Here is a 21,327-nt window from a genome sequence, read left to right as displayed (position 1 = left end):
GCGACAGATTCGACCATGAAAGAATGATGATGCAGCTGCAGGTCGCGACGCTGGGCGCAACCCTTTATGTCCCCGCCACCCGCGGTGATCTGCTGGCTGTCGCCAGCGGCCAGAAATATCCCGATCTGCGTTCGGTGGTGTTCGACCTCGAAGACGCGGTTCTCGAAGGCGACACCGGCCTTGCGCTGGCCAATCTCGCCGCGCTGCTCCGGCAGATCGAAATCAACCCGGCGCTGACCGAGAACGGCCCGCTGTTGTTCGTGCGGCCGCGCCATGCCGAGATGTTTGCCCTGATCACCAGCCTGCCCGGCATCGGTGCCATCGCCGGCTTCGTGATCCCGAAGGCCACCGCGGACGTGATGCCGGCCTATATCGCCAGCCTTTCGGGCACGCAGCAATTGATCATGCCGACGGTGGAAACCCGCGAAGCCTTTGATCCGGCCGAAATGCGGCGGCTGCGCGAACAGTTGACCGCGATCCAGGATCGCGTGCTGGCGGTGCGCATCGGCGGCAATGATCTGCTGCAAATCCTTGGCTGCCGCCGCTCGCTCACCCGCACCGCCTATGATGGCCCGCTCGGCAAGATCATCAGCGCGCTGGTCGCCACCTTCGTGCCGTGGGGCTTCGCGATGAGCGCGCCGGTGATGGACAGCTTCAGCAACGCCGCGCTGCTGCAATCGGAGATCGATCAGGACATCGAACACGGCCTGATGACGAAAACCGCCATCCACCCCGATCAGGTGGCGATGATCCATCGCGCCTACATGGTCGATCATCTTGATCATGCCAACGCGCTGCAGATCCTGGATGCCGATGCCCCGGCGGTGTTTGCCGTCGCCGGCGTCATGTCGGAACCCGCCACGCACCGCGCCTGGGCCCATGCCATCGTCACCCGCGCCGCGAATTTCGGCGTGCGCCCGGCCGAACCGGCACCGCTGGCGCTGGTCAGTTGAGCGGTGGAACTCTGCGCTGTTCACCGATAGAAGAAGGTCGTGGGCAAGACCAACTTCCTGACTCGCCTCAGGCTGATGCTGAACCGCTCAGCCGAGACGCGCACCCCGGAGCCGCCGCCCGTTGCGGCACCGACCAGTCCTGCCCCAAATCCGTCCCGTCCCGAATCCCTGCCCGAGTTCGATTTCGCCGACCCCCGCATCCCCAGCGCCTCGCAGCCGCGCATGGCGTCGATCCAGTCGCTGCTGGCCGAAATCGAACGCCAGGCGGACATGACCGGCGGCGGCCACGACGCGCTGGATGAAGCGCGGCGCATCGGCCGCATCTTCCTGCCCGAATTGATGACCAGCTATTTCGACATTCCGCCGGCCCACCGCGCCGAAATCTTTCGCCGCACCGGCAAATCGGCCAGTTTTCAACTGAACGAGCGGCTGGACACGATGATCGATGAGCTGCGCCGCATTTCGGCCGGCTTTGCTGCGGGCCAGATCGACAGTTTCTCGGTGAATCTGAAGTTCATCGACAGCCGTTTCCAGTCGCCGAACGACCCCTTCTCCGTCAGCTGATGCGCCTCAATGCCGGAAATGGCGCATGCCGGTGAAGATCATCGCCAGCCCGCGTTCGTCGGCAGCGGCGATCACATCCTTGTCGCGGATCGACCCGCCGGGCTGGATGATGGCAGTGGCGCCGGCGTCTGCTGCCGCAATCAGGCCGTCGGGGAAGGGGAAGAAGGCATCGGATGCAACGCAAGACCCAACTGTGCGCGGTTGTGGCCAGCCAGCGGTTTCGGCGGCATCGATGGCCTTGCGGGCGGCAATCCGTGTTGAATCGAGCCGGCTCATCTGGCCCGCGCCGATACCGGCGGTCGCGCCGCCGTGGGCATAGACGATGGCATTGGATTTCACGTGCCGCGCCACCGTCCAGGCGAACAGCAGATCGGCCCATTCGGCTTCGGTGGGGGCACGCTGGGTCACCACCTGGCAGGCGTCCCGCAACACCGCGCCATTGTCGCGGCTCTGCACCAGCATGCCGCCCGATATGGGCCGCAGCATCAGGCTTGGCCTGCGCGGATCGGGCAGTTCGGCAATCAGCAGGCGCAGATTCTTCTTGCCCGCAAACACGCGGCGCGCATCCTCATCGGCGCCCGGCGCGATCACCACTTCGGTGAAGATCTGGGTGATGGCTTCGGCCGTCGGCCCATCGAGCGGCTGGTTGACCGCGATAATGCCACCGAACGCCGACACCGGATCGCAATCGAACGCCTTGCCATAGGCCTCGGCCAGGGTCGCCCCGGTCGCGACGCCGCACGGATTGGCATGCTTGATGATCGCGCACGCCGGCCCAGCGTCGCGCCATTCGGCAATCAGATCGAGCGCACCATCGGCGTCATTCAGATTGTTGTAGCTCAGTTCCTTGCCTTGCACCTGGCTTGCCGCTGCCAGGCCGTGCGCGCCGGTTTGCGGCACATAGAGCGCGGCCTGCTGGTGCGGATTTTCGCCATAGCGCAGCGTTTCCTTGCGGGTCAGCGCGATCGGCAGCACGGCGGGGAATTGCTCACCTTGATCCGCAAACGCGAACCAGCTTGCCACGGCGGCATCATAGGCGGCGGTGTGTGCAAAGGCAGCGGCCGCCAGTTGCCGGCGCAGCACCAACGGCGTCGCGCCCTCATGCGCGTCCAGCGCGGCGATGAAATCGCCATATTGATCCGGGCTGGTCAGGATGGCGACAAACGCGTGGTTCTTTGCCGATGATCGCACCATCGCCGGGCCGCCGATGTCGATATTCTCGATGATGTCGGCGCGGGGCGCGCCCTTCGCCACTGTGGCGGCAAAGGGATAGAGATTGATCACCGCCAGATCGATGGCACCAATGCCATGCGCCTGCATCGCCGCGAGATGCGCCGGATCATCGCGCAGCGCCAGCAGCCCGCCGTGGACGCGTGGGTGCAGCGTCTTCACGCGGCCGTCCATCATTTCGGGGCTGCCGGTCACCTCCGCCACATCCAGCACCTGGTGGCCCAGCGCGCGCAGCGCCGTGGCGGTGCCGCCGGTGGACACCAATTCCACGCCGCGCGCCGTCAAGGCAGCCGCAAGCGGCGCCAGCCCGGCCTTGTCGGACACGGAAAGCAGGGCACGGCGGATGGGGACGAGATCAGTCATGGCGGCAGCCGGTAACGATTCGCGCGTCGCTTGTCAGCTATTTCCCGGCGCGCTTGAAATTCCAGTGCAGATCGGCCGCCAATTTGCTGGTGCGGCCGGATATCACCAGTTGCTGCGTGCGGTGCACGGCGCCGTCGGCGTCCACCCAGATCGACGCTTCGATACCCAGCGCCGCTGTGCCATCCTCGCGTCGCGCCTTGAACGCCCAGATGCGGCCCGCCGGCGTTTTCAGCAGCGCGCCCATGCCATCGGCGGTGGGTGTCGCCGACACGCCCGGCCCCAGATGGAAACGCAGATCGAAATCCCGGTCGCCCCGCCGCCGCAGCAGGCGCGCTGGCCCGGCCTCGATCAGATCCTCGCCGGCCAGTTCGGCGCCATCCACCGTCAGCAGCAAGCGCCGCCGCACGATCATGCCGAAGCGCCGGGCATAGCCATCATGGCTGGCATCCAGATATTGGCCACCTTCGGCCGTGCGCAGCGCCAGCGTCACTTCGTCCACGCCGGCGCCCAGCGTGCCATCCTCGCGGATACGCGTGCTGTTGGTGTCGGCGATCACCAGCGTCGAATGGGCGGCCGTGGTGCACAGGCCCGATACCAATGCCGGGGCCAGTGGCGGTGCGGTGGCCCGGCCCAGGCCGTTCGCGCCGCCGCAATTGGTGATCAACCGCTCGGCGCCATCGCTCATTTCAAAGGCCAGCGTGCCGGCATGGCCGTGATTGGACAGGCGCGCGGCTGGCGGCGGCCCGGCATCAACCACTACCACCGATCGCCCGGCCGACAGCCGGTAATAGCCGCTCCAGCGCCCGCCGCGCCTGAGTTCAGTGCCGGTGGCGGTGCGCCGCGCCATCCGGTCCAGCGCGTCGCCGCCGATCACTGCGCCGCCATGCCAGGCGCCGATCTCGCCGTCGCCCAGCATCAGCCCGCGCAGCGCCGGCACCAGCCGTGCCAGCGTGTCGGCAAAGATCGGCGGCGCGCGGTTGCCCACCGCTTCGGGGGCGGCGGCGGTGAACAGCAGGAGATCGGCCAGTGCCAGCGCGTCAACGGGCGTGCGGCTGGCGATACCGCCATCGGGCAACACCAGCGCCGGCAGCAATGCCTGCAGGCCGGACAGTGCCAGTTCGGCGCGCAACTGCCCACCGGGGATCAACGTGCCAGCCGCATAGAGCCCGCACAGGGCCTGTGCCCGGCCCAGCCCTTCCGGCAGGCGTCGCGCCGCACGATCGAGATGCCGCGCCCAGGTTGCAATCGCCGACAGCAACGACGACCGATAGACCTGGTTGGACGACGACAGGATCAGCGGTGCATGGCCCAGCGCCAGCAGCAGCCGCGTGCCGGTCAGATCGGCGCGCCAGGCGGTGGCATCGAATTCGGCAAATTCATTCAGCCAGCGCTGCACCAGCGCCTCGGCGGCCTGCGCGGCAAGCTTCTGGTCGGGCATGATCGCCAGATCGCGCAGCCATTGCCAGCCGTGCGCCCAATCCCGCCACGCCGCCGGTGGGCCTGGCGCGGCAAAGCTGAGATCACGGATCATCGCGGTGTGGCCGGCGTGGATCAGCCGCCCGGCCAATATACGCTCGCCAATCTGCGGGTCACCCGGTACCGGATCGACCGGCACACCCAGCAATTTCAACGGGAAACGCCCGCGCAACCGCAGCCGGTGCAGTGGTGTCGCATAAAGCCGGCTGGCCACCTCGGCCGCCATCCGCTCGGTCAGCGACAGCCCGCGTTCTCCGCCGGTACGGCGCAGACTGCCGTCCTCGTCTTCCTGTGGCGGGGGAGGCACCGGGGCCTTGGCCATCAGGCGCCGCAACCTTTCAGCGCCGCGATATTGGCGGCGTAATGCGCTGCGCCGCCCTTGAAGCTGGCGGTGCCGGCGACCAGCACATCGGCGCCGGCGGCAATCACCGTGGCGGCATTGGCGGCGTCCACCCCGCCATCGACTTCCAGATGGATCGCACGCCCGCTGTCATCGATCATCCGGCGCAGGCGCTCGATCTTCTTGAGCTGGCTGGTGATGAAGCTCTGGCCGCCAAAACCGGGATTGACGCTCATCACCAGGATCAGATCGATATCGCCGAGCACATCCTCCACCAGGCTCACCGGGCTGGCCGGGTTCAGCGACACGCCGGCCAATTTGCCCAGCGACTTGATGCGCTGCACGGTGCGATGCAGATGCGGGCCGGCCTCGGGGTGAACGGTCAATATATCGGCGCCAGCCTCGGCAAAGGCCTCCAGATAAGGGTCGGCCGGGCTGATCATCAGATGCACGTCGAACGGCAGGGCCGAGTGCGGGCGCAGCGCCTTCACCACCATCGGGCCTATGGTCAAGTTGGGCACGAAATGCCCATCCATCACATCGACATGAATCCAGTCCGCGCCGGCGGCACTGATCGCGCGCACCTCCTCGCCCAGCCGCGCGAAATCTGCCGACAGGATCGACGGCGCAATGCGAACAGGGGAAGCGGTTTCAGCCATATCCAATCGTTAGCAGGGCCGGCGCAGGCGCGGTAGGGGGCGGACCCGCTGGCGGTGCGCCAGGCTGTGGATGGTTCGGGCTTAACTGCGCGCCTTGAGCAACCGCGTCACGGTTTCATCAAACTCGCGCTTGGCTTCGGCATGCAGCGCCCCCGTCGCGGGCCCGGCCCAGCCGACATGCACTTCCTTCACCAGCCCGTCGCGGCCGATGAAGATCGTCGTCGGCCACACCTTCACCGGCGCCAGCGCACCGAGCACCTTCTTGGTGTCCTCGGCATTGGGCTGGCCGGCATAGACCATCGGGTACGGCAATTTGTAGCGGCTGCGGAAGCTGGTGATCTGGCGCATCGCGCGGGCCTGATCGCCGCCATATTCGAATTGCATGCCGATCATTTCCAGGCCCTCCTTCTGCCGGCGCGCGGCATAGGGGCCAAGATATTGGGCTTCGTCATGGCAATTGGGGCACCAGGCGCCGCCGATCGAGATCACCACCACCTTCCCCTTGTAGCGGGCATCGTTCAGGCTGATCATCTGGCCTTCTGGCGTCGGCAGTTTGAAACTCAGCCGCTCCCCGCCGGGCTTTTCCACCGCCACCGCATTCATCGTGGCGCCGCGCTCCAGCTGGGCGCTCCAGGGATTGCCGGTCGGCCGGCTGGTCGCCGCGAACGAAGCGCCGGTCAACGTGCTGCCCTGCAACGTGCCGGCCCACAGGCTGGTGAAACTGCCGTCAAAGGTGGAAAGCTTGAGCTGATTCCCGTTCAACTCGCCCGACAGATAGCGCATGTCACCCGAAGGCAGTTGCACCGTGCCCGACACCTGCGCGCCGGTCTGTTTCAGGATCAGCAATCCCTTGGCCTTGTTGTCGCCCGCCGTCAGGTTCCAGCGGCCGGTCACATTGCCGGCCGGCTTGACCGCCGTGGGTGTGAACCGCCAGGCGCCGCGTTCGGCGCGCGCGGCCAGATTGACGGTGCCCGTCGCTCGCAACACGGTGGCGCTGCCAGCCAGTTTGCCATTGCCGGCGGCCTTCAGCTCCAGCCGGCTGTTGTAACTGGGGAATATCAGCGTGATGGCATCGCCGGTCACTTGCACCTGCTCAACCTTCAACCGCTCCGGCGGGTTGACGATCCACGCCTGCGGCCCGGTCTTGCCCTCGCGCACATCGAGCGTGAACGGCAGCGGCCCGCCGGGGTGAGCATCGAAGCTGACCCGCCATTGGCCATAAAGCCCGTCAGCAAGCGCGGGGGAGGCAAGCAGGCCAGCAATCACGCCGGCGGCGAACAGGGTGCGAGCTTTGGTCATCATCTTCCCCCTCTGGCCCCATCGCCGCCGCTGTGACAATCGCGGCGTTTCTTGGGGGTATCAAAGCCTGGCTTCAGCGTTCCGTCGCCGCCTGCCTTGCAGCATCAGCGGCCTGCAGCACCGACCACGCGGCCTGCACGGCCCGAAACCGTTCGGCCGCATCGGCGCCCGCACCCGCAACATCGGGGTGGCTGGACTTGGCCGCGGCCCGCCACGCCGATTTGATGGCTTCCATATCGGCATCGCTGTCCAGCCCCAGCAGCTTGAGCGCATCCAGTTCGGCGCGGCTGCGGCTGCCATCGCCTTCATTGCCCCATTCCCAGTGGCTGGCGCGGCGATAACGGCGTTCCCCGGATTCGGCCTTGGCGCGCGCTTCGGCTTCTTCGGCGGACAGACCACGGAAATAATCCCAGCCGGCATTATATTCGGCGGCATGTTCCTGGCAGAACCACCAGCGCTCCGGGCTGTTCGGTGCCTTGGGGGCTGGCCGGTCGCCGGGATTGCTGCAGCCGTCGCGATCGCACAGGCGCACGTTGGTGGCGGCGCGTTCGCTGCCATAATCCCGCCAACGCGGGAAACCCCAATCATCGTTGCGCCGCTGGCGTGCCACGTCGGCTGATCCTCCTGTTGAAACGGTTCTACGCCATTGCCCGGCTGCATGCGAGTCTGGACGGGCGCTGCAGTTGCGGGCATGGCCAATGCCAGATGCTACAGCTTCTGGCCACGCGGCGCTTTGGCCCTCTGTTCACCGTCCAGATGCTGGGCGCCTTCAACGACAATCTGTTTCGCACCGCGCTGATCTTCATTGTCGCCTATGATCTTGCCGCCGCCGATCCGGCGCGTGCCGCCATGTTGGCGTCGGCTGCGGCCGGCCTGTTCATCCTGCCTTATTTCCTGTTTTCGGGCACGGCCGGATCGATCGCCGACCGGCGCGACAAGGCCGATATTGCCCGATTGGTGAAGTTGCTGGAAATCGCCTTCATGGCGCTGGGTTGGGCGGCGCTGGCAATCGGATCGCTGGAATTGGCCTTGGCGGTGGTGTTCCTGATGGGCTGCCATTCCACGCTGTTCGGCCCGGTGAAATATGCGATCCTGCCGCAGCATCTGCGCAGCCATGAACTGGTCGCCGGCACGGGCCTGGTTGAAGCGGCGACGTTCGTGGCCATCCTGCTCGGCCAGATTGCCGGTGGACTGCTGGCGAGCGCCGCGGTCGGCCCGGTGGCGCTGACACTGGCTGTCGTGGGCTGGCTGGCGGCGCGCGCCATTCCGCCGGCGCCACCGGAAGGCACAGGCCCGATCGTCTGGAACCCCTATCTCAGCGCCCGCGCCGCGCTGGCCGGTGCCTTTGCCAATGCCGCGTTGTGGCGGGCGACGCTGGCGATATCCTGGTTCTGGGCACTGGGCGCCATCTACACCAGCCAGTTCGTCCCGCTGGCGCGGAACAACATGGGCGGCACCGAACCCGTGGCGACGCTGTTTCTTGCCGCCTTTTCGGTCGGCATCGCGGCGGGATCGATCCTGGTCAGCCGTCTGCTCAGGGGTCGCATTTCCACCCGCCTGTGCATCCCGGCCGGGCTGGTGATGGCGCTGGCCGGCGTCGATCTGTGGTTTGCGGTCGCCGCCATCGACACGGTGCCAAAGGATGTAGCGGCGTTTTTCGCGCTGGCTGCCGGCTGGCGCGTGCTTGCGGATCTGCTGGTGATGGCGGTGGCCGGCGGGGTATTTTCGGTCCCGCTTTATGCCGTGCTGCAAACCGCCGGCGCTGCCGGCAGCCGGGCGAGCAGCATCGCTGCCAACAATATCCTGAACAGCCTGTTCCAGGTGGCGGCCGTGCTGGGCGCCGGTGCCGCGGTCGGCGCCGGGCTGGGCGTGCCGCTGGTGCTGATGCTGGCCGGCATCACCGTGCTGCCGTTGTTGCCGGCGCTGTATCAGCTGGATCGGACATAGCCGCGATCCACTGTCGGATCAGCGCGATGCCTTCATCATGCGCAATGCTGCGCCCGAACTGTGGCATCATCACGCCCGGTTCGGATGATTGCATGCGGTGCAGCAGGATCGATTGATCGGGCCGGCCGGGCACCACCGAAAACTCGCGCCCGCCCGATCCGCGCCCGGCTGCAACCGGGCGTTTCCAGATGCCGAGATGTGCCGGCGTCGTCTCGTCGGGATTGAGATACAACCCGGAGTTGGACGCAAAGCCGGCGCGATCATGGCAGTGGCCGCAATTCACCGCCAGATAGGCACGCGCCCGCAACGCAAGGGGTTCGGACGCATCATCCCAGCGCGCCAGCTTCGGCAGGCCGGCCGCCGGCAAGCCCGCCAGCCGGCCCGTCCCGGCCCAGGTCACCAACTGGTTGGGGCCATCACCATGCAGCCCGCCGTTCAGATTGCCCGCCGTCGGCCCGATTGGCGTGATCGCCGCGCCCGCCTGGTGGCATTGCTTGCACTGATTCTGGTTGGGTACGGCGTAATCGATGGTCTGTGGCTGTCCGGCGGCGTTGATGATGATGACGGGGATACGCTTGCCGGCACGTTTCAGCACGGCTTCGCTGCCCTCCTGCACATAGCTCAGTGCCACCCACCCGGCCGGGCGATGGATCAGCAGCCGCGTCTCCACGGTGCGCAGATCCTGCGTGGGTGCGCGCGCATCGGCGGCAAAGGCAAAGCGTTTGATCAGCACCGTGCCCACCGGAAACACCAATGCGCCGCTGGCGCGATAGTCGGCCCTGGCGCCCGCCGGCATCCACACATACCGGAACTTTTCCGCGCCATCCGAAAACAGCGGCGTGTTCAACGTGTAGGGCTGCACGCCCGCCGCCGGCTGACCACTGGCATCGAACAGGCCATAGTCGGCCAGCGTCGCTGCATCCTGAGTCAACAGCAGATCGGCCTGCACCACGGGTGCCGGCGCAGCCCCCAGCAACAGCAACGCAGCTGCGATCCGCCTCATCGGCTGCGCGCCTCCAGTTCGGCCGGCAGCACGATCGCTGGCCGCGTGCTTGTTGCCGCCACAATCGGCAGCGGCGCCGGCTGCGCCTGGGTGGCTGGTGTGCCTTGCAGGCCCAGGCCCAGCGTGATGCCCGGGGCGTCGCTGCTGATGCCGCCTTGCGCTGTGCGCTCGCCGCCACCGCCCGGCACCATATAGCGGGTCACGCCATCCCACATCACCGGCGGCACTGTACCGCCCAGCGCGGCGGCAATTTCCTTGCCGCCCTTGAACGCCGGCGCGCTGCCATTGCCGCTGAACCGGTTGCCGGTCACGAACACGCCGCGCGGCAACGGGTTATACGCCTTGTCGGTGAACGCCTGCGTGTAGGCGACAATCATCACGCCATTGCCCTGGTTGTCGCTGATCTCGTTGCCGGTCACCATCACGCGATCATTGGCCATCACCATGATGCCGGTGCCCGGCGGCACCCCCGCCACGATATTGCCCGGCGCTGCAAAATTCGCATGATTGTTGGCGATCACCTTGTTGTTCATCAGCCGCACGTTGCGCCCACCCTGCTGCGGCAGATCGGGCAGATCGAACACCAGGATGCCGCCGGCATTGTTGGTGGCGACATTGTCCTTCACATCGGCGTCGTAGCTGTTCTCGATCTCGATGCCGGCCACATTCATTTCGGCGCGGCTGTTGCGCACGATGATGTTGATCGATTGGCCGACATAAATCCCGGCGTCCGATGCGCCCTTCACCACCGCGCGGTCGATCAGCACATTCTTGCTGCTCACCGGATACAGGCCATAGGCGCCATTGGTGGATTTGGGTCCGCCAGTCCATTCCACCCGCAGATTGACCAGAGCAATGCCATCGCTGCCTTTGGATTTCACACCATTGCCGGCCGCATTCTCGATGCCCAGATCACGCACCACCACATTGTCGGAGGTGATCAGCAGGCCCTCGCCCTCACCCTTCTGCGTCGTGAAGTCCAAAATCGTCGCGCCGGGCCCGTCGCCCTTCACCGTCACGCCATCGACATCCAGCGAAAGCCCGCCCGACAGCGCATAGCGGCCCGCCGCGATATGCACGGTGTCGCCCGCTGCCGCCTCGATCAGTGCGGTCTGCAATTTTTCATGCGCGTCGCCGCCCGGCCCGACATGGATGGTCTTGGCGCCAGCAGCAGAGGCCAGCAAGGCCGCAAGGACAAGAGCAGTGCGCATTGGTCATGATCCTAAGTCGCCAGAGAGTATCCAGTGTCTGCGCGAAAACGTCGCGGCTCAAGCCCCCAAAAACGCGCTGCCCGTAAACGCGCACTTGGTCTGGTTAACGCGCATTCATCGCCATTGCCGATCGGCTTTGATAGTTTGGGGAATATGCATGCCCTCATTCCCGCTTTGCAGATTCGCGGCCTGACCAAGGCCTTTGGTGGCCACACGGCCGTCGATGGCCTCGATCTCACCGTGCCGGCCGGGCAAATCTATGCGCTGCTGGGCCATAATGGCGCCGGCAAGACGACGACGCTGCGCATGGTCACCGGTCTTGCAAGGCCTGATGCCGGTGAGATCAGCCTGTTCGGCATCGATGTGCTGGCCGAGCCGATTGCCGCCAAGCAGATCACCGCCTGGCTGCCCGACGAGCCCCTGTTGTACGACAAGCTGACTCCGGCCGAATATCTCGCCTTCATCGCCGGCCTGTGGCGGGTGCCGCCAGACGATGCCCAACCGCGCGCCGCGGCGCTGCTCCGGCAACTCGGCCTGTGGGACAAGCGCGACATCCGCTGCGAAGGCTTTTCGCGCGGCATGAAGCAGAAGCTGGCGCTGGCCGGCGCGTTGATTCATGAACCGCGCCTGCTCATCCTCGATGAACCGCTCACCGGGCTCGATGCTGCTGCGGCGCGCCTGGTCAAGGATCTGCTGCTCGATCGTGTCGCCGGCGGTGCCACCGTCATCATGACCACGCACATCCTGGAAGTTGCCGAGCGCATGGCGCAGCGCATCGGCATCATCCGCGCCGGGCGGCTGGTCGCCGAAGGCTCGATGGCCGAACTGGCCGTGGGGCGCGCGGCGGGCACCACGTTGGAAGACGTGTTTCTGGAGCTTGCCGCGGCATGAAGGCGCTCGTCGCGCCGGCCAGTCTCCCCTGGCTGATCTGGAACGACATCCGCATCAAGGCGCGCGGACGCGAAGGCCGCTGGGGCCGCATCATCGCCATTGGCGTGCTGGCGCTGCTGCCCGTGCTGGGCGGCATCGCGGCGGCCTGGCATGTGCGCGCCGCGCCGATGATTCCCGAACCGGCGCTCGGCAAATTGTCGGCCGCCATGGCCGGCTTGCTGTTGGTGATGATCAGCTCGGCCTTCGCGCATGTGCTGCGCATGGGCCGGGACCGCGGCGAACTGGAACTGCTGCTCAGCGCACCGATCCCGGCCGCACGCGTGATCGCCGCGCGCATTTCCGGGGTTCAGGCGGTGGTGGCGCTGCCGTTCCTGCTGCTCACCTTGCCGTTTTTCCTCGCTTCGGCGTTGTTCGGTCACGGTGCCTGGCTGGCCGGGCCGTTCGTGGTTGCCGCCGTTGCCGTCACGGCCACCGCCATCGCCCTGTTGCTCGCCACCGGGCTGGAACGCTTGTTCGGGGTGGCGCGGGCGCGGGTGGCGGCGCAACTGGCGGGCGTGCTGCTGGCCGGCGGCGTGTTCGCGCTGGGGCAGACTCCGAATTTCGCGCCGGTCTGGTTCGAAGCCCGGATGCGCGCGCTCGATGCTGCGCCAGCATCGCCGCTCGATTGGCCGGCACGTGCCTTGCTGGGTGATCCGCTGCCATTGCTGGCCGTGCTGGCGCTGGCTGCTGGTGCGGCCATGGTGTCCGCCCGCTTCGCCGCCGCCCGCATCGAGGCTGCGCCGGCCGGCCCGGCGGTGGAGAAACCTACACGCGCAGCTTACTTTGGCGGCAGTCCGTTCACCGTGATGTTCGGCAAGGAAATGAAGCTGTTGGGGCGTGATCCCGAACTGATTTCGCAGATCGGCCAGCAACTGGTGTTCATGGTGCCGGTGCTGGCGCTGATCTTCACCGATGGCAATATCACGCCGCAGCGCATGGCCGCGGCCGGCGTGTTCCTAGGCGGTGCGCTGGCCTCTTCGCTGGCCTGGCTGGTGATTTCGGCCGAAGACGCGCCCGATCTGATCGCCGCCGCACCGGTGCCGGCGGGGCAGGTGCTGCGCGCCAAGCTGGCTGCCGCGCTGTCGCCGCCGATGCTTCTCGTGCTGGCGCTGGCCTGTGCCGTCTCTACACGCGACGGCCTGGCGGCGTGGCTGATGCTGCCGATGGCCGCGCTGGCTGGCGTGTCGGCGGCCGCGATGCAACTCTGGACGCGCGCGCCGGCCAAGCGCAGCGCCTTTCGCCAGCGCTACAAATCCTCACTGCTGACGGCGCTCGGCGAATTTCTGCTGTTGGGCTGCTTTGCGGGAACCACCCGGCTGCTGCTGGTACCGAGCTGGTGGGCGTTGGCGCCGCTGGGTGTCGCGGCGCTGCTCATGGGCGGCGTCTGGCTGTTCAGGCCCCGTCCTCAGCCTTAACGCCCGCAGCTTTGATTGCGGCAGACTTCAACCCCGCCGCCGCCCGCGCTCTCGCCTCGATCGCTGCCCAGTCCGTCTCGCCGCGCCCTGCCAGCCAACTGCCGCCCACGCACGCCACCGCCGCTTCCGCCAGCCAGTCCGGCGCCGTCGCCGCGGTGATGCCGCCGGTCGGGCAGAAGCGCACATGGCCGAATACCGCCGCCAGCGCGCGCAGCACCGGCAGGCCACCCATCGGCACCGCCGGGAAGAATTTCAGCCGCGTAAAGCCCATGTCCAGCGCGCGCATCACGTCACCGGCGTTGGCAATGCCCGGCAGGAAGGGCAGGCCGGCGGCATGGGCCGCATCGCCCAGCGTGGTGGTCAGCCCCGGCGCGACGATGAAGCGGGCGCCGGCGGATTTTGCGGCATCCAACTGGCTGCGATTGAGCACGGTGCCGGCGCCGACGATCGCGCCGGGCACCTTCGTCATCTCGGCAATCACGTCCAGCGCCGCCGGCGTGCGCAGCGTTACCTCCAGCACGGGCAACCCGCCGGCCACCAAGGCCTCGGCAAGCGGCCTGGCATGGGCGACATCATCGACCACCAGCACCGGGATCACCGGTGCCTTGTTCATCAGCGCATCGAGTTCGGTCATGGTTGGCTCCGGGCAGATGCACGCGCAAACGCGGCCGCAGCGCCGAACAGGCCGGGCTGCGGATGGGTGATCAACTTCACTGGCAGGCTGCGCATCTGCGCCTCAAAGCGACCCTTGGCGACAAAACGCGCGGCAAAGCCGGATTCGGGCAGATGGTCCGCCAGCCGCGCGCCAAGCCCGCCAGCGATCACCACCGCGCCCGCGCCGTGCGCCAGCGCGATATTGCCGGCAAAGCTGCCGAGCGCGCTGCAGAAACATGCCAGCGCGGCGCTTGCCCATGCATCCTGCCCGCCCAGCGCAGATTGCCACAGCGCGGCATCGGCCATCGGCGGCGCCTCGCCTGCCAACGCCGCATAGATGTCGGCAAGGCCAGGCCCGGACACCACACGCTCCGTGGATACCCGGCCAAACCGGTTGCGGAAATGCGCGAGGATCGCATCATCTGTGGCATCGACCGGCGCAAAATCACCGTGGCTGGCTTCGCTCGGCAACACGTCGGCACGGTCTGGCAAAAGCATCGCCACGCCCAGCCCGGTGCCGGGGCCGATCACCGAAATCACCCCCGTCGCGGGCAGCGGCACATCCGGCCCGCACAGGTGGCGGAATTGGCCCGGCCCGCAGCTTGCCACCGCATGTGCCACCGCCTCGAAATCATTGATCAGCACATGGCGATCAAGGCCCAGGGTGGCGTTCAGTTCGGATGCGCGGATCACCCAGGGATTGTTGGTCAGCTTCAACGTGTCACCGCTTACGGGGCAGGCGACGGCAATGGCAGCGGCGCGCGGCAGTGGCCGGGCCAGCGCGGCGCCAAACGCCGCCCAGGCCTCGGCCAGGCTGGCATGGTCGGCGCAGCGCAGCACGACGGGTTCGTCCAGCACGACCTGCCCATCTTCGATCCGCGCCAGTGCAAAGCGCGCGTGCGTACCGCCGATATCGGCAGCGATTAGCTCAGTCATGCCACGACACGCCATCGCGCTCGGTCAACGCAATCGCCGCCGATGGCCCCCAGGTGCCGGCGGCATAAGGCCTGGCCGCCATGCCGGTGCTCGCCCAGCCGGCGCGGATCGCGTCGATCCATTGCCACTGCGCCTCCACCTCGTCGCGGCGCACAAACAATGTTTGCCGGCCCTCCACCAGATCGAGCAGCAACCGTTCATAGGCGATGCGGCGGCGCACATCGGCAAAGGCGCCGGGCAGACCAATATCCAGCGGCACCGCCCGCAGTTTCAGCCCGTCGCGGTCCAGCCCCGGCAATTTCGCCATCATCATCAGGCCGACATTCTCGTCCGGTTGGATGGAGATGATCAACTTGTTGGCCTGCATCGCGGCGCCGCCGAACATCGAATGCGGCACAGGGCGGAACTGCACGATGATCTCGCTGACGCGTTCCGGCATGCGCTTGCCGGTGCGCAGATAGAATGGCACGCCCTTCCAGCGCCAATTGTCGACATGCGCCTTCAGCGCCACGAACGTCTCGGTGTCGGATGCGCGGCCCAGTTCCTCCAGATAGCCGGGCATCGGTTGGCCATGGATGGCCCCGGCCGCATATTGCCCGCGCACACTGTGCGTCGCCACGTCCGCCGCCGTGATCGGCCTGAGTGACCGCAGCACCTTGACCTTTTCGTCGCGCACATCGGTGGGATCCAGCCTGGCCGGCGGCTCCATGGCGACCAGCGCCAGCAATTGCAGCATGTGATTCTGCACCATGTCGCGCAGCGCCCCCATGCCGTCATAATAGTCGCCGCGCTTCTCCAGCCCGACGGTTTCGCCGACGCTGATCTGCACCGAAGAAATGCCGGTGGCATTCCACAGCGGCTCGAACAGGATGTTGCCAAAGCGCAGCGCCAGCAGATTCTGCACGGTTTCCTTGCCGAGATAATGGTCGATGCGGAAAATCCGGTGCTCCGGATAGGCGCTGGCCACCGCATCATTGATCGCGCAGCTGCTGGCGAGATCATGGCCGAGCGGCTTTTCCAGCGCCAGCCGCGCGCCTTCGGTGGCAAGGCCCGCACCCGAAAGCCCCGCAATCGTCGGCCCGAACAGGCTGGGCGCCGTCGACAGGAAAATCGCCAGCCGCGCCGGATCGCCGACCTCGGCCGCCAGTGCCGAAAAGCCTGCGGGCTGGGTGGCATCGAGCGAAACATAGGTCAGCCGGTCCAGAAACGCCGCCACCGCGGCGGCCGGGCGGCGATCCGCCTCGATGGCGGATTCCAGCGCCGCGGCGGCCATCGCGCGAAATTCCGCCACATCCAGCGCCGACCGCGCCGTGCCGATGATGCGCAGATCGGGATGCAGCAAGCCGTCATGGGCCAGGCCAAACAGCGACGGGATCAGCATCCGCCGCGACAGATCGCCGGTCGCACCGAACAGCAGCAGGGAAGTGGCAATCGCGCTCATGCCGAACCTTTCAACCCGAAAGCCGCGGCCGGGGCAAGCCGCGTTCAGGCGGCCCGCGGCTGGGCCAGTGGCACCAATGGCCGCCGGGCCAGCCAGGCAAAGCGCCCCCACAGCAGCACCGCCGACAAGGTGCTGGCAATCACGATCGCCCAGATCAGCCCATCCACGCCGCCGCCCTGCCGCACGCCCAGCCACCAGGCCAACGGCATCATCACCACGACATAGGAAAACAAATGGGTCGCGGTCGGCGCCACGATGTCCGATCGCGCCCGCAGCGATTGCGCCGCCACCACCTGCAGGCCATCGGCCACGAAAAACAGGCTCGAAAGGATCATGGCGCTGGCAATGCCGGCGATCACCACCGCATCACGGCTGTACGCGGCGGCAATTCCTTCGGGAAACAGCCACACGCCCACCGAAACCGCCAGCAGCACTGCCGTGGTGAACGCAAAGCCCTGGCCAGCCGATTGCAGCATCCCCACCTGATCCCGCGCGCCATAGGCCCGGCCCACCAGCACGCTGGTCGCCACGCTCAGCCCCAGCGGCACCATGAACACCACGGCCGCGACATTGATCACTACCGCCCACACCGCCACGGCCGTGATGCTGATCCAGCCAGCAAAGATCGCCATCGCCGAAAACGCCAGGCTTTCGATGAAATAGCTTGCCGCCGCGCCATAGCCGACCCGGCGCATTGCCTGCGCCGCGTGGGGCGCACGCGGCGCCGGGGTCAACACACCCAGTTCGCGCGCCCGCCGCCACGACAGGATGATCCACGCCAGCAGCACGAGCAGGAACAGCCGGCTGGCAAAGGTCGCCCAGCCGCTGGCCACCGCGCCATCCACACCCAGGAAATTGCCGCCCGGCACCAGCCACAGATTGACGATCAGATTGACCACGTTTGCCGCCCACATCGCCAGCATGCCCGGCACGGCGCGGCCATGCGCCTCCAGCCAGAACAGGCCGGCGTCCGCCACGATGATCGGGATCAGCGACACCGCCTGCACCTGCAGCACCGGTGTCGCGCCGTCGGCCAGCCCCGCCGACAGCCCAAAGGCGTGCAGCATGGGCCCGCCGGTCACCGCCAGAAACAGCGCCGCCGCCAGCGCGATCCAGCCGGCATAGACCAACCCGCGCCGCAATATCGCGCCGGTATCGGCTTCGCGGCCTTCGCCGATCGCTTGGCTGGTCATCACCTGCACGCCCGACAGCAGACCCAGCCCCGTCGTCAGCACCACGCCGGTCACTGCCCAGGCCAGCGCGTGATAGCCGAGCTCGGCCGACGAATATCGGCCGACCACCACCGTATCGACCAGCCCCATCGCCATGATGCCCAGACGCGACGCCACGACCGGCGTCGCCAGCCTCAGCAGCGCGCGCGCGCCGCTGCCCTCACGAAGATCGTCGCTGGCGGGGGTCGCCGGCATGCTGGTGTTGTCCTGATCGCCAAAAGCCCGCCGCCAATACAGGGGCCGGCGCAGCGGCGCAAACTACCGTTTGTCGGCCTCGGGCTTGGGCGTCGGCAGCAGCGTCAGCCGGCACCCGCGGGTTTTCATGATCCCCTTGATATAGCTGCGCCGCAACTGCCCGGCCAACCGCGCCGCCGCCACCTTGCGGGCCACCTTGTTGGCGCCGGTCAACTGGCGGATGATGCCCTGGCCTGGCACCAGACTGCCGGTGATGCCCTCGGCACTGTCCATCAGAAACACCACCGGGTCACCGCCCTTGCGATTCTTCAGCGACGGATCATCGACATCCGGGCCGACCAGCGACGTCATGCGGTTCACTTCGCCATTCAGCCCCTTGCAGGTCTTCAGCCCGACCATGTCATAGGGATCGGCCATGATCGCCTCCAGCTCGGCCTCCAGCTTGGGCTTCATGATGTTGAGATCGCGCAGCGGGCGTGTCGCAGCGCGCTCCAGCCGATCCTCGTTGTCGCCCTTGTCGGGATTGACCACCGATTCGGCGCCGGTGGGCGGCGGAGCGGGCTGGCTCTGGGCCGAGGCCTGACTCGCCAACGCAAACACCAGAACCGGGGAAATAATGTAAATCATCATTCGCCAAGCGTGCGCCTTCGCCCGTGCCAGTGCAAGCCCGCTCTGGTCCGTTCAGCCTTTCCCCATCAGCCGCAGCACTTCGGCGCGGCTGCGTTCGTCCTCGCGGAACACGCCCATCATCCGGCTGGTGGTCATGATCACGCCCGGCGTCATCACGCCGCGCGCCGACATGCAGGCGTGTGTCGCCTCGATCACCACGGCGACGCCCACCGGATCGAGATGCTGCTGGATGCAATCGGCCACCTCGGCGGTCAGCCGCTCCTGTACCTGCAGGCGCCGGGCATAGCCGTGCAGCACCCGCGCCAGTTTCGAAATGCCCACCACCCGGCTGCGCGGCAGATAGGCGATGTGGGCCTTGCCGATGATCGGCGCCATATGATGTTCGCAGTGCGACTGGAACGGGATGTCGCGCAGGATGACGATTTCGTCATAGCCGCCGACTTCGGCAAAGGTCCGCGACAGGTGGGACCCCGGATCTTCGGCATAGCCCTTGGTATATTCGCGCCAGGCCCGCGTCACCCGCGCCGGCGTATCGAGCAGGCCTTCGCGATCGGGATCATCGCCCGTCCAGCGAATCAGCGTGCGGATGGCGGCATGGGCTTCTTCGGCGGGGATCGTGACAAAGCTGTTGGGCGCCGGCGAATCGAGCGGTGCTTCATCATCATGGATGGCGTTGGACATGGACATTTCTTCTCCAGCTTGACGCGCCAGCCTCGCCCGCTGCGGCCTTTTGGGGGATCAACTTGCCAACCCACGGCAAGGGCTGCGTCGCCTAATGGCTTGGTGGCATTGGCGGCAGCCGGCCCATTGTCGCAGCGACAGCCCGCACAATGCAACCCCTGCGCGACCCCTGCCGAAAACGCCTTGTGCGGCGCTGGGGCAGCGGGGCCAAGACACCATCGCGCCTCGGCCCCGGCCGTTGTTCACATATGCACTATCGTTCGGCTGTCACCATCGGTGTCGCGCTGGTGTCAGCCGGCCTGCCGCGCCCGCGATGCGCGCTTGCGCTCGTTGGGGTCGAGGTGGATCTTGCGCAGGCGGATATGGTTGGGCGTCACCTCCACCAGCTCATCCTCGTCAATATAGGCGATGGCCTGTTCCAGCGTCAGCTTCTTGGGCGGGCTGAGCACGATGGCATCATCCTTGCCGCTGGCGCGGAAGTTGGTCAGCGCCTTGGATTTCAGCGGGTTGACCTCCAGATCGTCATCGCGGGCATTCTCGCCGATCACCATGCCCTGATAGACGGATTCGCCCGGCGCGATCATCAACGTACCGCGTGGCTGCAGATAGCCCAGCGCATAGGCCACGGCATCGCCGGATTCGGTGGAGATCAGCACGCCATTGGCGCGGCCGCTGATCGGGCCCTTGTGCGGGCCATATTTCTCGAACAGCCGGTTCATGATGCCGGTGCCGCGCGTGTCGGACAGGAATTCGCCGTGATAGCCGATCAGGCCGCGTGACGGCGCCGAAAAAGTGAGGCGGGTCTTGCCGCCCCCTGATGGGCGCATGTCGGTCATCTCGGCCTTGCGGCCGTTCATCTTCTCGACGACGGTGCCGGAATATTGCTCATCCACGTCGATCACGACGGTTTCATAGGGCTCGGTGCGCTTGCCATTCTCGTCCACGCCGAAAATCACCCGCGGGCGGCTGATCGACAGTTCGAAGCCTTCGCGGCGCATGGTTTCAATCAGCACGCCCAATTGCAATTCGCCGCGCCCCGCCACTTCGAACGCGTCCTTGGAAGCGCTTTCGGTGATCTTGATGGCGACATTGCCTTCGGCTTCGCGATTGAGCCGGTCGGCGATCATGCGGCTCGTCACCTTGCTGCCGTCGCGGCCGGCATAAGGCGAATCATTGACGCTGAAGGTCATCGACAGGGTCGGCGGATCGATCGGCTGGGCATGCAGCGGCTCGGACACGCTGACATCGGCGATGGTGTCGGCCACGGTAGCCTTGGTCAGGCCGGCCAGCGCGATGATGTCGCCGGCCTTGGCCTCTTCCACCGGCACGCGCTCCAGGCCCTGGAAGGCGAAGATCTTCGACGCACGGCCGGCTTCGACGATCGTGCCGTTCGGGTTCAGCGCATGGATCGGTGTGTTGACCTTGAGCGTGCCGGAAATCACCCGGCCGGTGAGGATACGGCCCACAAACGAATCGCGATCTAGCAGCGACACCAGCATCTTGAATTCGCCATCCGGATCGCCGGCTGGCGGCGGCACATGATCGACGATCTTCTGGAACAGCGGCTTCAGATCGCCCGAGCGCACATGTTCATCCAGGCCGGCATAGCCGTTGCGGCCCGAGGCATAGAGGGTGGGGAAATCGAGCTGCTCGTCGCTGGCTTCCAGCGTGACGAACAGATCGAACACTTCGTTCAGCACTTCGTCAGCGCGCGCATCGGGGCGGTCGATCTTGTTGACCACCACGATCGGTTTCAGGCCCAGCGCCAGCGCCTTGCCGCACACGAACTTGGTCTGCGGCATCGGGCCTTCGGCAGCATCGACCAGCAGGATCACGCCATCGACCATCGACAGGATACGCTCCACCTCGCCGCCGAAATCGGCGTGACCGGGGGTGTCGACGATGTTGATATGATAGGTTTCGCCCGACGGGCTGGGCCATTCGATGCTGGTGCACTTGGCCAGGATGGTGATCCCGCGTTCCTTCTCCAGATCATTCGAATCCATCGCGCGTTCGGCCACACGCTGATTGTCCCGGAACGTGCCCGATTGGCGGAACAACTGGTCGACCAGGGTGGTCTTGCCATGGTCGACGTGCGCGATGATCGCGATGTTGCGGATGGACATGCGGGGGGTTCCGAGGGGCAGCAGGACAGGAAAGGCCAAGTC

The 21,327-nt window shown here is 66.7% G+C and carries 19 protein-coding genes; 5 read left to right on the top strand and 14 right to left on the bottom strand.

Translation table 11 applies throughout. The features are described from left to right. Positions 1 to 23: 23 nt before the first annotated feature. Together ACTIEZ_RS01610 and ACTIEZ_RS01605 are read left to right on the top strand one after the other, a co-directional pair. Positions 24 to 953: an HpcH/HpaI aldolase/citrate lyase family protein gene (locus ACTIEZ_RS01610; RefSeq protein ID WP_439544892.1), complete on the top strand. Its 930-nt coding sequence runs from the start codon at positions 24 to 26 to the stop codon at positions 951 to 953. A gap of 39 nt (positions 954 to 992) precedes the next feature. Further along, positions 993 to 1,517 (top strand): hypothetical protein, encoded by a 525-nt coding sequence (locus ACTIEZ_RS01605; RefSeq protein ID WP_439544891.1) that lies wholly within the window; start codon positions 993 to 995, stop codon positions 1,515 to 1,517. A gap of 6 nt (positions 1,518 to 1,523) precedes the next feature. Here ACTIEZ_RS01605 and purH read toward each other — a convergent pair whose 3' ends face one another. The 5 genes from purH to ACTIEZ_RS01580 form a co-directional block, all read right to left on the bottom strand. After that, positions 1,524 to 3,110 carry a bifunctional phosphoribosylaminoimidazolecarboxamide formyltransferase/IMP cyclohydrolase gene (purH, locus tag ACTIEZ_RS01600; protein ID WP_439544890.1) on the bottom strand — a complete coding sequence of 529 codons (1,587 nt, stop codon included), beginning with the start codon at positions 3,108 to 3,110 and terminating at the stop codon, positions 1,524 to 1,526. Positions 3,111 to 3,147: 37 nt separating this feature from the next. Further along, a complete protein-coding gene (locus ACTIEZ_RS01595) occupies positions 3,148 to 4,908 on the bottom strand; it encodes a heparinase II/III family protein (RefSeq protein ID WP_439544889.1) in 1,761 nt (586 codons plus the stop codon). Further along, positions 4,908 to 5,585 (bottom strand): ribulose-phosphate 3-epimerase, encoded by a 678-nt coding sequence (gene rpe, locus ACTIEZ_RS01590; protein ID WP_439544888.1) that lies wholly within the window; start codon positions 5,583 to 5,585, stop codon positions 4,908 to 4,910. The genes ACTIEZ_RS01595 and rpe overlap by 1 nt, the downstream gene beginning before the upstream one ends. 81 nt (positions 5,586 to 5,666) lie before the next feature. Next, positions 5,667 to 6,887 (bottom strand): peroxiredoxin family protein, encoded by a 1,221-nt coding sequence (locus tag ACTIEZ_RS01585; RefSeq protein ID WP_439544887.1) that lies wholly within the window; start codon positions 6,885 to 6,887, stop codon positions 5,667 to 5,669. A gap of 70 nt (positions 6,888 to 6,957) precedes the next feature. Then, positions 6,958 to 7,494 carry a J domain-containing protein gene (locus tag ACTIEZ_RS01580; protein WP_439544886.1) on the bottom strand — a complete coding sequence of 179 codons (537 nt, stop codon included), beginning with the start codon at positions 7,492 to 7,494 and terminating at the stop codon, positions 6,958 to 6,960. Positions 7,495 to 7,589: 95 nt separating this feature from the next. On the opposite strand from ACTIEZ_RS01580, the gene ACTIEZ_RS01575 reads away from it, so the two are divergent. Then, positions 7,590 to 8,831, top strand: coding sequence for an MFS transporter (locus tag ACTIEZ_RS01575; protein WP_439544885.1), 1,242 nt, complete (start codon positions 7,590 to 7,592; stop codon positions 8,829 to 8,831). Here the strand turns inward: ACTIEZ_RS01575 and ACTIEZ_RS01570 are convergent. Together ACTIEZ_RS01570 and ACTIEZ_RS01565 are read right to left on the bottom strand one after the other, a co-directional pair. Next, positions 8,782 to 9,834 carry an SO2930 family diheme c-type cytochrome gene (locus tag ACTIEZ_RS01570; protein ID WP_439544884.1) on the bottom strand — a complete coding sequence of 351 codons (1,053 nt, stop codon included), beginning with the start codon at positions 9,832 to 9,834 and terminating at the stop codon, positions 8,782 to 8,784. The two genes, ACTIEZ_RS01575 and ACTIEZ_RS01570, sit on opposite strands and share 50 nt — an antisense overlap. After that, positions 9,831 to 11,045, bottom strand: coding sequence for a parallel beta-helix domain-containing protein (locus ACTIEZ_RS01565; RefSeq protein ID WP_439544883.1), 1,215 nt, complete (start codon positions 11,043 to 11,045; stop codon positions 9,831 to 9,833). The genes ACTIEZ_RS01570 and ACTIEZ_RS01565 overlap by 4 nt, the downstream gene beginning before the upstream one ends. A gap of 153 nt (positions 11,046 to 11,198) precedes the next feature. Here ACTIEZ_RS01565 and ACTIEZ_RS01560 point away from each other — a divergent pair, with 153 nt between their 5' ends. Both ACTIEZ_RS01560 and ACTIEZ_RS01555 read left to right on the top strand, forming a co-directional pair. Next, positions 11,199 to 11,936 carry an ABC transporter ATP-binding protein gene (locus ACTIEZ_RS01560; protein ID WP_439544882.1) on the top strand — a complete coding sequence of 246 codons (738 nt, stop codon included), beginning with the start codon at positions 11,199 to 11,201 and terminating at the stop codon, positions 11,934 to 11,936. Next, positions 11,933 to 13,390, top strand: coding sequence for a hypothetical protein (locus tag ACTIEZ_RS01555; RefSeq protein ID WP_439544881.1), 1,458 nt, complete (start codon positions 11,933 to 11,935; stop codon positions 13,388 to 13,390). Before ACTIEZ_RS01560 ends, ACTIEZ_RS01555 begins: the two co-directional genes overlap by 4 nt. On the opposite strand, the gene eda is transcribed toward ACTIEZ_RS01555, so the two are convergent. The 7 genes from eda to typA form a co-directional block, all read right to left on the bottom strand. Then, positions 13,368 to 14,024 carry a bifunctional 4-hydroxy-2-oxoglutarate aldolase/2-dehydro-3-deoxy-phosphogluconate aldolase gene (gene eda / locus ACTIEZ_RS01550; RefSeq protein WP_439544880.1) on the bottom strand — a complete coding sequence of 219 codons (657 nt, stop codon included), beginning with the start codon at positions 14,022 to 14,024 and terminating at the stop codon, positions 13,368 to 13,370. The genes ACTIEZ_RS01555 and eda overlap by 23 nt on opposite strands. Continuing rightward, positions 14,021 to 14,980, bottom strand: coding sequence for a glucokinase (gene glk, locus ACTIEZ_RS01545; RefSeq protein ID WP_439544879.1), 960 nt, complete (start codon positions 14,978 to 14,980; stop codon positions 14,021 to 14,023). Before glk ends, eda begins: the two co-directional genes overlap by 4 nt. Further along, positions 14,973 to 16,421, bottom strand: a complete 1,449-nt coding sequence (gene zwf, locus ACTIEZ_RS01540; protein WP_439544878.1) for a glucose-6-phosphate dehydrogenase — start codon at positions 16,419 to 16,421, stop codon at positions 14,973 to 14,975. The genes glk and zwf overlap by 8 nt, the downstream gene beginning before the upstream one ends. Before the next feature lie 44 nt (positions 16,422 to 16,465). Then, a complete protein-coding gene (locus ACTIEZ_RS01535) occupies positions 16,466 to 17,848 on the bottom strand; it encodes an MATE family efflux transporter (RefSeq protein WP_439544877.1) in 1,383 nt (460 codons plus the stop codon). A gap of 63 nt (positions 17,849 to 17,911) precedes the next feature. Beyond that, positions 17,912 to 18,478 (bottom strand): hypothetical protein, encoded by a 567-nt coding sequence (locus ACTIEZ_RS01530; RefSeq protein ID WP_439544876.1) that lies wholly within the window; start codon positions 18,476 to 18,478, stop codon positions 17,912 to 17,914. 51 nt (positions 18,479 to 18,529) lie between these two features. Beyond that, positions 18,530 to 19,165 (bottom strand): GTP cyclohydrolase I FolE, encoded by a 636-nt coding sequence (folE, locus tag ACTIEZ_RS01525; RefSeq protein ID WP_439544875.1) that lies wholly within the window; start codon positions 19,163 to 19,165, stop codon positions 18,530 to 18,532. Between the two features lie 284 nt (positions 19,166 to 19,449). Then, positions 19,450 to 21,285 (bottom strand): translational GTPase TypA, encoded by a 1,836-nt coding sequence (gene typA, locus ACTIEZ_RS01520; protein WP_439544874.1) that lies wholly within the window; start codon positions 21,283 to 21,285, stop codon positions 19,450 to 19,452. Between the last annotated feature and the right edge of the window lie 42 nt (positions 21,286 to 21,327).

Origin of the sequence: Sandarakinorhabdus sp., assembly GCF_051860625.1 — a bacterium.
In the GTDB taxonomy this organism is placed as follows: Bacteria; Pseudomonadota; Alphaproteobacteria; order Sphingomonadales; family Sphingomonadaceae; genus Sandarakinorhabdus.
Note: the sequence above shows the minus strand (reverse complement) of the source record. Positions and strands in the feature narration are given on the sequence as shown.

What these genes read in the sequence shown, in the direction of transcription:
- ACTIEZ_RS01575 (WP_439544885.1), top strand. Translation starts at nt 7,590, where the DNA reads ATGCTACAGCTTCTGGCCACGCGGCGCTTTGGCCCTCTGTTCACCGTC.
- ACTIEZ_RS01585 (WP_439544887.1), bottom strand. Translation starts at nt 6,887, where the DNA reads ATGATGACCAAAGCTCGCACCCTGTTCGCCGCCGGCGTGATTGCTGGC.
- ACTIEZ_RS01530 (WP_439544876.1), bottom strand. Translation starts at nt 18,478, where the DNA reads ATGATGATTTACATTATTTCCCCGGTTCTGGTGTTTGCGTTGGCGAGT.
- ACTIEZ_RS01560 (WP_439544882.1), top strand. Translation starts at nt 11,199, where the DNA reads ATGCATGCCCTCATTCCCGCTTTGCAGATTCGCGGCCTGACCAAGGCC.
- rpe (WP_439544888.1), bottom strand. Translation starts at nt 5,585, where the DNA reads ATGGCTGAAACCGCTTCCCCTGTTCGCATTGCGCCGTCGATCCTGTCG.
- ACTIEZ_RS01565 (WP_439544883.1), bottom strand. Translation starts at nt 11,045, where the DNA reads ATGCGCACTGCTCTTGTCCTTGCGGCCTTGCTGGCCTCTGCTGCTGGC.
- glk (WP_439544879.1), bottom strand. Translation starts at nt 14,980, where the DNA reads ATGACTGAGCTAATCGCTGCCGATATCGGCGGTACGCACGCGCGCTTT.
- ACTIEZ_RS01570 (WP_439544884.1), bottom strand. Translation starts at nt 9,834, where the DNA reads ATGAGGCGGATCGCAGCTGCGTTGCTGTTGCTGGGGGCTGCGCCGGCA.
- ACTIEZ_RS01610 (WP_439544892.1), top strand. Translation starts at nt 24, where the DNA reads ATGATGATGCAGCTGCAGGTCGCGACGCTGGGCGCAACCCTTTATGTC.
- ACTIEZ_RS01555 (WP_439544881.1), top strand. Translation starts at nt 11,933, where the DNA reads ATGAAGGCGCTCGTCGCGCCGGCCAGTCTCCCCTGGCTGATCTGGAAC.
- folE (WP_439544875.1), bottom strand. Translation starts at nt 19,165, where the DNA reads ATGTCCATGTCCAACGCCATCCATGATGATGAAGCACCGCTCGATTCG.
- eda (WP_439544880.1), bottom strand. Translation starts at nt 14,024, where the DNA reads ATGACCGAACTCGATGCGCTGATGAACAAGGCACCGGTGATCCCGGTG.
- ACTIEZ_RS01595 (WP_439544889.1), bottom strand. Translation starts at nt 4,908, where the DNA reads ATGGCCAAGGCCCCGGTGCCTCCCCCGCCACAGGAAGACGAGGACGGC.
- typA (WP_439544874.1), bottom strand. Translation starts at nt 21,285, where the DNA reads ATGTCCATCCGCAACATCGCGATCATCGCGCACGTCGACCATGGCAAG.
- purH (WP_439544890.1), bottom strand. Translation starts at nt 3,110, where the DNA reads ATGACTGATCTCGTCCCCATCCGCCGTGCCCTGCTTTCCGTGTCCGAC.
- ACTIEZ_RS01535 (WP_439544877.1), bottom strand. Translation starts at nt 17,848, where the DNA reads ATGCCGGCGACCCCCGCCAGCGACGATCTTCGTGAGGGCAGCGGCGCG.
- zwf (WP_439544878.1), bottom strand. Translation starts at nt 16,421, where the DNA reads ATGAGCGCGATTGCCACTTCCCTGCTGCTGTTCGGTGCGACCGGCGAT.